This window comes from Streptomyces sp. NPDC020362 (assembly GCF_040642095.1).
Lineage (GTDB): Bacteria > Actinomycetota > Actinomycetes > Streptomycetales > Streptomycetaceae > Streptomyces.
Genome location: NZ_JBFAET010000050.1, coordinates 43,718 through 52,742 on the forward strand (window position 1 = coordinate 43,718; position 9,025 = coordinate 52,742).

At 72.0% G+C, this 9,025-nt stretch carries 10 protein-coding genes and 1 tRNA gene; 5 read left to right on the forward strand and 6 right to left on the reverse strand.

The window, feature by feature from the left end; all coding sequences use genetic code 11:
* Window positions 1-14: 14 nt before the first annotated feature.
* The gene (locus AB0H32_RS20070; protein ID WP_361122026.1) at window positions 15-1,607 is read right to left on the reverse strand and encodes an AMP-binding protein; all 1,593 of its coding nucleotides are present in this window, start codon (window positions 1,605-1,607) and stop codon (window positions 15-17) included.
* A gap of 182 nt (window positions 1,608-1,789) precedes the next feature.
* On the opposite strand from AB0H32_RS20070, the gene AB0H32_RS20075 reads away from it, so the two are divergent.
* Window positions 1,790-2,926: an acyl-CoA dehydrogenase family protein gene (locus AB0H32_RS20075; RefSeq protein ID WP_361122029.1), complete on the forward strand. Its 1,137-nt coding sequence runs from the start codon at window positions 1,790-1,792 to the stop codon at window positions 2,924-2,926.
* Window positions 2,923-3,321 (forward strand): RidA family protein, encoded by a 399-nt coding sequence (locus tag AB0H32_RS20080; protein ID WP_361122032.1) that lies wholly within the window; start codon window positions 2,923-2,925, stop codon window positions 3,319-3,321. The genes AB0H32_RS20075 and AB0H32_RS20080 overlap by 4 nt, the downstream gene beginning before the upstream one ends.
* Before the next feature lie 6 nt (window positions 3,322-3,327).
* On the opposite strand, the gene AB0H32_RS20085 is transcribed toward AB0H32_RS20080, so the two are convergent.
* Window positions 3,328-3,522 (reverse strand): DUF5999 family protein, encoded by a 195-nt coding sequence (locus AB0H32_RS20085; protein WP_361122035.1) that lies wholly within the window; start codon window positions 3,520-3,522, stop codon window positions 3,328-3,330.
* 234 nt (window positions 3,523-3,756) lie between these two features.
* Between AB0H32_RS20085 and AB0H32_RS20090 the strand changes: the two genes are divergently transcribed.
* Window positions 3,757-4,188, forward strand: coding sequence for a DUF6299 family protein (locus AB0H32_RS20090; RefSeq protein WP_361122038.1), 432 nt, complete (start codon window positions 3,757-3,759; stop codon window positions 4,186-4,188).
* 71 nt (window positions 4,189-4,259) lie between these two features.
* Here the strand turns inward: AB0H32_RS20090 and AB0H32_RS20095 are convergent, their stop codons facing one another.
* The 4 genes from AB0H32_RS20095 to AB0H32_RS20110 form a co-directional block, all read right to left on the reverse strand.
* The gene (locus AB0H32_RS20095; protein WP_361122041.1) at window positions 4,260-4,463 is read right to left on the reverse strand and encodes an acyl-CoA carboxylase subunit epsilon; all 204 of its coding nucleotides are present in this window, start codon (window positions 4,461-4,463) and stop codon (window positions 4,260-4,262) included.
* An 11-nt stretch (window positions 4,464-4,474) separates the two neighbouring features.
* Window positions 4,475-6,019 carry an acyl-CoA carboxylase subunit beta gene (locus AB0H32_RS20100; RefSeq protein ID WP_361122044.1) on the reverse strand — a complete coding sequence of 515 codons (1,545 nt, stop codon included), beginning with the start codon at window positions 6,017-6,019 and terminating at the stop codon, window positions 4,475-4,477.
* A 253-nt stretch (window positions 6,020-6,272) separates the two neighbouring features.
* Window positions 6,273-7,058, reverse strand: a complete 786-nt coding sequence (locus tag AB0H32_RS20105) for a BTAD domain-containing putative transcriptional regulator (protein WP_361122047.1) — start codon at window positions 7,056-7,058, stop codon at window positions 6,273-6,275.
* Between the two features lie 294 nt (window positions 7,059-7,352).
* A tRNA-OTHER gene (locus tag AB0H32_RS20110) sits at window positions 7,353-7,449 on the reverse strand.
* Between the two features lie 176 nt (window positions 7,450-7,625).
* Here AB0H32_RS20110 and AB0H32_RS20115 point away from each other — a divergent pair.
* Window positions 7,626-8,633: a DUF2156 domain-containing protein gene (locus tag AB0H32_RS20115; RefSeq protein ID WP_361122050.1), complete on the forward strand. Its 1,008-nt coding sequence runs from the start codon at window positions 7,626-7,628 to the stop codon at window positions 8,631-8,633.
* Window positions 8,634-8,661: 28 nt separating this feature from the next.
* Window positions 8,662-8,811, forward strand: a complete 150-nt coding sequence (locus AB0H32_RS20120; RefSeq protein ID WP_361122053.1) for a hypothetical protein — start codon at window positions 8,662-8,664, stop codon at window positions 8,809-8,811.
* Window positions 8,812-9,025 lie beyond the last annotated feature (214 nt).

Here is a 9,025-nt window from a genome sequence, read left to right on the forward strand (position 1 = left end):
TTAGGTCGTCGGCATCACTGCTGGTCACCTTGGGTGCGCAGACGGAACCGCTGCAGCTTGCCGGTGGCCGTGCGGGGGAGTGCGTCGAGGAAGACGAACTCGCGCGGGCATTTGTAGGGCGCCAGTTGCGAGGTGAGGAAGGCGCGCAGGGCCTCGGGGTCGCGCCGGGCGCCGTCCCGGAGCACGGTGTACGCCACCACCACCTGGCCGCGCGCCTCGTCGGGCCGTCCGATCACCGCCGTCTCGACCACGTCCGGGTGGCGCAGCAGCGCGTCCTCGACCTCCGGTCCGGCGATGTTGTACCCGGACGAGATGATCATGTCGTCGGCGCGGGCCACATAGCGGAAGTAGCCGTCGCTCTCGCGGACGTAGGTGTCGCCGGTGACGTTCCAGCCGCCGCGCACGTACTGCCGCTGCCGGGGGTCGGCGAGGTAGCGGCAGCCGACCGGGCCGCGGACCGCGAGGAGGCCCGGCTCGCCGTCCGGTACCTCCTTGCCGGTCGCGTCCTGCACACGCGCCTGCCAGCCCGGCACAGGGACGCCCGTCGTGCCGGGTCTGATCCGTTCGTCGGCCGCGGAGATGAAGATGTGCAGCAGCTCGGTGGCGCCGATGCCGTTGATGATGCGCAGACCGGTGCGCTCGTGCCAGGCCCGCCAGGTGGTTGCGGGCAGGTTCTCGCCGGCCGACACGCAGCGCCGCAGCGACGAGATGTCGTGTCCGGTCAGCTCGTCGAGCATCGCCCGGTAGGCCGTCGGCGCGGTGAACAGGACCGAGACCCGGTGCTCGGCGATCGCGGGCAGCAGCTGCCGGGGGCCGGCGTGTTCGAGGAGCAGGGAGCTGGCACCGGCCCGCATCGGGAAGATCACCAGTCCGCCGAGGCCGAAGGTGAAGCCGAGCGGGGGACTGCCGGTGAAGACGTCGTCCGCGTGGGGGCGCAGCACGTGCCGGGAGAAGGTGTCGGCTATGGCCAGCACGTCCCGGTGGAAGTGCATGCAGCCCTTCGGGCGGCCGGTGGTGCCGGAGGTGAACGCGATCAGGGCGATGTCGTCCGCGGCGGTGTCGACCGCGGCGAACGGGGTGCCGGGCGCCGGACGGCGCAGCAGGTCGTCGGGGCCGTCACCGCCGTACGTCGTGATGCGCAGCCCGGGTGTCTCGGCCTTCGCCAGGTCGTCCACGGCCCGGATGTCGCACAGCGCGTACCGGACCTGGGCGATCTCGCACACCGTGGCCAGCTCGTGCGGGCGCTGCTGGGCCAGCACCGTGACCGCGACCGCGCCCGCCTTCAGCACGGCCAGCCAGCATGCGGCGAGCCAGGGGGTGGTGGGGCCGCGCAGCAGGACCCGGTTGCCCGGTACGACGCCCAGGTCACCGGTGAGGACATGGGCGATGCGGTCGACGCGGGCGCGCAGCTCGCCGTAGGTCCAGGCGGGGCCGTCCGGGGTGTGGAAGACGGGGCGGGCGGCGTCGGCGTGGCCGAGGAGTTCGGCGGCGCAGTTGAGCCGTTCGGGGTAGTTCAGCTCCGGCAGGTCGAAGCACAGCCGGGGCCACTCGTCCGGCGGAGGCAGATGGTCGCGCGCGAAGGTGTCGACGTGGGCCGAGACATGCATGGCGGTTCGTTCGCCCCCTTGCCGTGACAAGCGTCGAGACGGGCGTCCTGATGACCACGGGCGTCCTGGTGGGCTCGCACATCGAGCGTATCGTGTTGGTGACGGCAGTCAACTGTGCGCGATAACGTCGGAGGGTGACGAGAGCGGATCACGACGGTCCGTCTCGGAGGGAGGACCGGCAGATGACCGCATTCTCACTCGAACCGGAGCAGGTCGCCTGGTGTGCCGAGCTGCGCTCCATGGCCGCCGAACGGCTGCGCCCGCTCGCCGACAAGGGCGAGCCGGGCCGCGTCAACCGGCCGCTGCTCGCCGAACTCGGCCACCTCGGGCTGCTCGCCCGCCTGTTCACCTCCGGTGCCCTGGATCTGTGCCTGATGCGGGAGTCCCTGGCCCAGGACTGCACCGAGGCCGAGACCGCGCTCGCCCTCCAGGGCCTGGGCGCCCACCCGGTGCACGCGCACGGCAGCGCCGCCCAGCGCGAGCGCTGGCTGCCCCGGGTGGCCGACGGCAGCGCGGTGGCCGCGTTCGCGCTGAGCGAGCCGGAGGCGGGCTCGGACGCGGCCGCCCTCGCCCTCGCCGCCGAGCCGGACGGCACCGACGGCTGGCGGCTCACCGGGGCCAAGTGCTGGATCTCCAACGCCCCCGAGGCCGACTTCTACACCGTCTTCGCGCGCACCACCCCCGGCGCCGGAGCCCGCGGGGTGACCGCCTTCCTCGTCCCCGCCGACCGGCCCGGACTCACCGGCTCCGCCCTGGAGATGATCTCGCCGCACCCCATCGGCGCCCTCGGCTTCGACGCCGTACCCGTCACCGCGGACGACGTACTCGGCGAGACCGACCGCGGTTTCGCCGTCGCGATGGGCACCCTCAACCTCTTCCGGCCCAGCGTCGGGGCCTTCGCCGTCGGCATGGCCCAGGCGGCGCTGGACGCCACCCTGGAACACACCCGCGGGCGGGACGCCTTCGGCGGCAAGCTGATGGACCTCCAGGCCGTCGCCCACCAGGTCGCCGAGATGGCCCTGCGCACCGAGGCGGCCCGGCTGATGGTGTACGCGGCGGCGACCGCGTACGACGACGGCGCCCCCGGTGTGCCGGGGCGGGCCGCGATGGCCAAGCTGCTCGCCACCGAGACCGCGCAGTACGTCGTCGACACCGCTGTCCAGCTGCACGGCGCCCGCGCCCTGCGTCGCGGCCACCTCCTCGAACACCTCTACCGCGAGGTCCGCGCCCCACGGATCTACGAGGGTGCGAGCGAGGTCCAACGGGGCATCATCGCCAAGGAGTTGTACGCCATGTCACGCAACGGGGAGGCCCGGTGACGACCGAGCGCATCAACCCGCCCGAGCTGTCCCCGCCCACGGGCTTCTCGCACGCCGTCGTCGCGGCCGGCTCCCGCGTGGTCTTCCTGGCGGGTCAGACGGCCCTCGACACCGACGGCAAGGTCACCGGCGCCACACTGCCCGAGCAGTTCGAGAAGGCGCTCGCCAACCTGCTCACCGCGCTCGGCGCGGCCGGCGGCACCCCCGCCGACCTCGCCCGGGTCACCGTCTACGCCACCGACGTCGCCGACTACCGCCTCCACGCCCGCCAACTGGGCCGGATCTGGCACAGGTTGGCCGGACGCGACTATCCCGCGATGGCCGTCGTGGAGGTCGTACGGCTGTGGGACGAGCAGGCGCTGGTGGAGCTGGACGGCTTCGCGGTGCTGCCGTAGCCGGTGTCAGGCCGCCACGGCGAGCCGCTCGGCCGGGACCCGGCGCGGCGGGACCACACTGCCGTCCGGGTGCAGCTCCCCGGTGTCGTCGAAGACGATCGAGCCGTCGCACAGCAGGGTCCAGCCCTGCTCGGGGCGGGCGGCCACGGGGTGCGGGGTACCGGCGTCGGACGCGGGGCACGAGGTTCGGTAGCAGCACATGGCGCACCTCCACATCGGATGTGAGGCGGGTCGGCGGGATCGGCCGCCGCCCGGCATACCCAGACCATCCTCCTGTCGTGAACGGCCCGGAACCGCCTGCGGTGAAGCGTGACAACTTGCGGACAACTCCCGGACGGTTCCATGACGCGCCACCGATGGAGTGACGGTCACGTCCGGCGCCGCGGCCACCCGGTACCAGTGGAGGCCCCACCCCACGGAACCGGGAGATATCCCATGCCTGTACGCCCCGCCCTCGCCGCCGTGTTCGGCGCCACGGCCCTGCTGTGGACCGCCGTCGGCCCGGCCGCCGCCGACCCGGCCGAGACCGAGACCGTGAGCGTCGACCCGGCCGGCCGTATCGCCCCGGACGGCACCATCACCCTGTCCGGCACCTACCGCTGCACCGGGACCACCGGGCCGGCCTTCGTCAGCTCCTCGGTCGGGCAGGACGAACCCGGCGTGCAGCACGGCATCGGCGGCAGCGTCGCCCGGTGCGACGGAGCCGAACACCGCTGGGAGAACTCGGGCAGGATCACGCCGAACCCCATCAAGGCCGGAAAGGTGCATGTGCAGGCCACGATCACGGAACTGCGTCCCGGCGACCTCCTGCTGCTGCCGGCCTTCCACGCCGTCAAGGACCAGGACGTGAAGCTGACCCAGCAGTGAGGTGCCCGTGTCCGCCCGGTGACCCGGCACACCGGTCGGTGCCGGGCCGTCCCGTGTGCGGCCGTGAGGCGTCAGGAACGCTGCCAGCTGTGCGGAGCGTGGAAGGCGTGCGGTCGCCAGGAGGTGGTGCCGGGGGACACGGCCTCGGCGCCGTTCCCGGCCAGGGCACTGCGGCTGAGCAGCAGCACCGCGATCGCGGCCAGCTCCTCGTCCGTGGCTTCGCCCTTCTCGACGCGGATGGGGGCGGTGAGGGACGCGGGGGCTGTGGGGGACATCGGGACCTCCGTCACTGAGGGGGATTGCCGTGCTTGCGGGCGGGGCGCTCGGCGTGCTTGGAGCGGAGCATCGCCAGTGCGGCGATGAGGGTGGACCGGGTCTCGGCCGGGTCGATGACGTCGTCCACCAGACCGCGCTCGGCCGCGTAGTACGGGTGCATCAGCTCGGCCTTGTACTCCTTGACCAGCTCGGCCCGCTTGGCCTCCGGGTCGTCGGCCTCGGCGATCCGGCGGCGGAAGATGACGTTTGCGGCGCCCTCCGCGCCCATCACGGCGATTTCGTTGGTGGGCCAGGCGTAGGTGAGGTCGGCGCCGATCGACTGGGAGTCCATGACGATGTAGGCACCGCCGTAGGCCTTGCGCAGGATCAGGGAGATCCGGGGGACGGTCGCGTCGCAGTAGGCGTACAGCAGCTTCGCGCCGTGCCGGATGATGCCTCCGTGCTCCTGGCCGACGCCCGGCAGGAATCCGGGCACGTCGAGCAGGGTGACGATCGGGATGCTGAACGCGTCGCACATCTGCACGAAGCGGGCCGCCTTCTCGGACGCCTCGATGTCCAGCACGCCGGCCAGGGCCTGCGGCTGGTTGGCGACGATCCCGACGACCTGGCCGTCCAGGCGGGCCAGCGCGCAGATGATGTTGCGCGCCCAGCGCTGGTGCACCTCCAGGTACTCGCCGTCGTCGACGACCTCCTCGATGACCCCGGCCATGTCGTAGGGCCGGTTGCCGTCGACCGGCACCAGGTCGGCGAGCGCCTCGCAGCGGCGGTCGGCCGGGTCGTCGCAGGGCACCGCGGGCGGGGTCTCCCGGTTGTTGCGGGGGAGGAGGGACAGCAGGTACCGGACCTCCTCCAGGCAGGTCTCCTCGTCGTCGTGGGCGAAGTGGCACACACCGCTGGTCTCCGCGTGGACGTCGGCGCCGCCCAGGCCGTTCTGGGTGATCTCCTCGCCGGTGACGGCCTTCACCACGTCCGGGCCCGTGATGAACATCTGGGACGTCTCGCGGACCATGAAGACGAAGTCGGTGAGCGCGGGACTGTAGGCGGCGCCCCCGGCGCACGGGCCGAGCATCACGCTGATCTGCGGGATGACCCCGGACGCGGCCGTGTTGCGCCGGAAGATGCCGCCGTAGCCCGCCAGGGCGGTGACCCCCTCCTGGATGCGGGCGCCCGCACCGTCGTTGAGGGAGACCAGGGGCGCGCCCGCCGCGATGGCCATGTCCATGATCTTGTGGATCTTCGTGGCGTGGGCCTCGCCGAGGGCGCCGCCGAAGATCCGGAAGTCGTGCGCGTAGACGAAGACGGTCCGGCCCTCGACCGTGCCCCAGCCGGTGACGACGCCGTCGGTGTACGGCTTCTTCTCCTCCAGCCCGAAGCCGGTCGCCCGGTGCCGGCGCAGCGGCTCGACCTCGTGGAACGAGCCCTCGTCGAGGAGCAGGCCGATCCGTTCGCGCACGGTGAGCTTGCCCTTGGCCTGCTGGGCGGCGGTCGCCCTGGCGCTCGGGCCGGCGAGTACGCGTTCGCGTATGCCGGCCAGTTCCTCGACGCGGGACCTCATGTCTCCCCCTGGGTGGGTGAAGTGATGGAACCTCGGTTGGTGAGCCGGCGCGGTCCGCTCGTCCGGAGCGAGGCGCACGCCGCCACGACGGCCGCCTGCGGCACGGTCCACACCGTGCCGACGGCGGTCGTGCCGAGCCGGCCGACGCCCGTCGGGTTCCGCCGGTGTTCGCGTTCCGCTGGCCCGTCGAGCGTGACAAGGCCTGCTGACCGGTGGCTGACGGACCGCTTACGCGCACCGGCCCGGCCGCACGTCAGACGGGCTGGAGGTGGAGGTCGCCGGTCAGGGCGGGATCGTGGGCGAGGATCGCGTTCTCGACCCGGCGCAGCGCGGGGGAGGGCTGGATGCCCAGCTCGTCGTCGAGGAGGCGGCGCATCCGGCGGAACACGTCCAGGGCGTCGGCCTGCCGTCCCGAGCAGTACAGGGCGATCATCAGCTGCTCGCAGAATCGTTCCCGCAAAGGGTGGTTGGTGTGTGCCTCGGCCAGCTCGGCGAGGACGGGGGCGTGCCGGCCGAGCCGCAGTTCGGCGTCGAAGCGCAGCTCCATGGCCCGCATCCGGTACTCCTCCAGCCGGGCGCCCGCCAGCTGGCACAGGGTCCCGGCCGCGAACCCGCCGAAGACCGGGCCGCGCCACATCGCCAGCGCCTCGCGCAGCAGTCCCGCGGTGTGGACGGCGTCGTCCGGTCCGGCGGATTCTGCGAGCCGCACCGCGCGGATGAACTCGGCCGCGTCCAGCTCGCCCTCGCCCACGCTCAGCCGGTAGCCGGACGGGTGGATCGTCAGCCGGGAGGCCGGCCGGTCCGGCTCCAGGTCGCGCAGCCGCCGGCGTAAGCGGCTGACGTGCGCCTGCAAGGCGTTGGCCTGGTGGTCGGGGGCGGCGTCCCCCCACATCTCCTCGGCCAGGCTCTCCCCGGAGACCGGCTGGCCCTCGCTGACCAGCAGGGTCTGCACCAGAGTGCGCTGCAGATCGCCGGAGATGTCCGCCGGGCCGACCGTGGTGAGTATCTGAAGTGCCCCGAGAATGCTGAACCTCAGCATGTCTTCCCCCCTTGGTGGCAATTCCTTGGCGAGATGTTTCTTTCTGGTTGCGCAGCGGTGAAATAAAGAGTGACCGAACGCGCCGCGCCCCGGCGGGCTCGACTCCTGGACGGCCCGCCGGGGCGGTTGCTCCGCCGGGACGGGGGGCGCCGGCGGTTCCTGGGAATCCGGTACTGAGTCGCCTTCGGCGCAGTCCCGGTATGGGTTGGTGCATTCCGTGCGGTGGGTCGGTGAATCAGAGGTCACCGTGCACGGAATTCCGGTCCGACGATGCTCCGGCCAGCGCTCCGCCGGTGGCGGAGAGGGCAGGATTTGAACCTGCGTGGGCCCTTGCGGGCCCGACCTAGAGGCGTGCTCATGGTCCCCGATCAGCCACTCCGGGCACCTCTCCTCGCTCCCGGCTCCGGGATTACCGCGCCGTTCACGAGAACCACAGTGGCAGCACCCGCTGACGGAATGCTGACACGCTTCTGACGCAGGCAATGAATTCCTTTCGGCCCTTTTCCAGGACGTCCACTCGGTGCTGTACTCCCCTCGTTGGAAAACGCTCCCGAAAGGGGTACGGGAATGACCGCGACCACCACCGAAACCGTCACGAACAGCCCGGTTCTCGACGCCATACGCACCCACACGGCAAGCGAGAACCCGAGTTCGTTCCTGACGCTCAACAGCGGAAACAGTACGTTCACCGTCCCGGGTGCGGACGGTGTCGTCGTCTACCGCCGCACCGGCCGCTTCGCCGTGCAGTTCGGCGGCCCTTTCGCCGCCGAGCAGGACTACGGCACCCTCCTCGACGCCTTCCGCAGCCACGTCCGCGCCGAGGGCCTCACCCTGGTCGGCGTCCAGCTGCAGCGCGCCGACGCCGAGCGCTACGCCCGGCTCGGCTTCACCGTCAACCAGGTCGGCGCCTCCTGGGCCGTGGGCCTCGCCGAGTTCACCCTGCGCGGCACCAAGTTCATGCAGCTGCGCAACAAGATCTCCCGCGCGCTGCGCAACGGCCTCGTGATCAAGGAGGCCGACGCCTCCGAGGTGCAGGACGCCATCGACACCATCGACCGGGCCTGGCTCGGTTCCAAGGGCGGCGCCCAGCAACTGGAGTTCCTCGTCGGCCAGATCGGCGGCGCCGCCCAGGCCCACCGCCGGCTCTTCGTCGGCAGCATCGACGGAGCCCCGGTCGCGTACATCTCGTACTCGCCGGTCTACGGCAGCAGGGCCGGCTGGATGCACGACCTCAGCCGTCGCATCCCCGAGGGCTCCCCGGGCCTGATGGAGGCCATCAACGCGCACGCCATCGAGGTGTTCCGGGCCGAGGGCGTCGAGTGGCTGCACTTCGGGTTCACGCCGTTCACCGGCCTGGACGCGAGCCACGAACTCGACGGCCACAGCCCCGCGTTCCAGTGGCTGATGCACGCCCTGTGGGCCGAGGGCGCGGCCCTGTACCCGGCGCAGACGCAGCTGTCGTACAAGCAGAAGTGGGCCCCCGACGTGCTGATTCCCGAGTACGTCGCCTTCGACGGACCGCAGGCCTCACTGCCCGGCTTCGCCCACGTCTTCCGCGCCTGCAACGCCTTCTGATCCCTCGTCACCGACAGGAGAGCACGACATGAGCCAGTCCACCGAAGAACTCCAGCACGCCATGGTCGAGCAGCTGATGGCCGTCATCGGCGCACCCGACGACGAGGCGGTCGCCGAGGCCGCCGACACGGTCGTGCGCGCCCTCGACGAGCGGCTGCGCACCGGGGCGGCCGCCTGAGCCGAGCCGTCGAAAGCGCACCGCGCACCCGATCAGACCGGCATCAGTGTCACATCAGCGTTCCACGGAACGCTGGACGCACGTTCGCCCGGCGGTCCGGGCCCGGGAGCACCGCACTGTGCCCCCGTCGCCCGGGTCCGCCGGGCGGACCCGCCCGCGACGGTGACCGCACGCGGGAGCCTTGTCGACGCGCGGCGCCCGCAGGGCCGCGGGG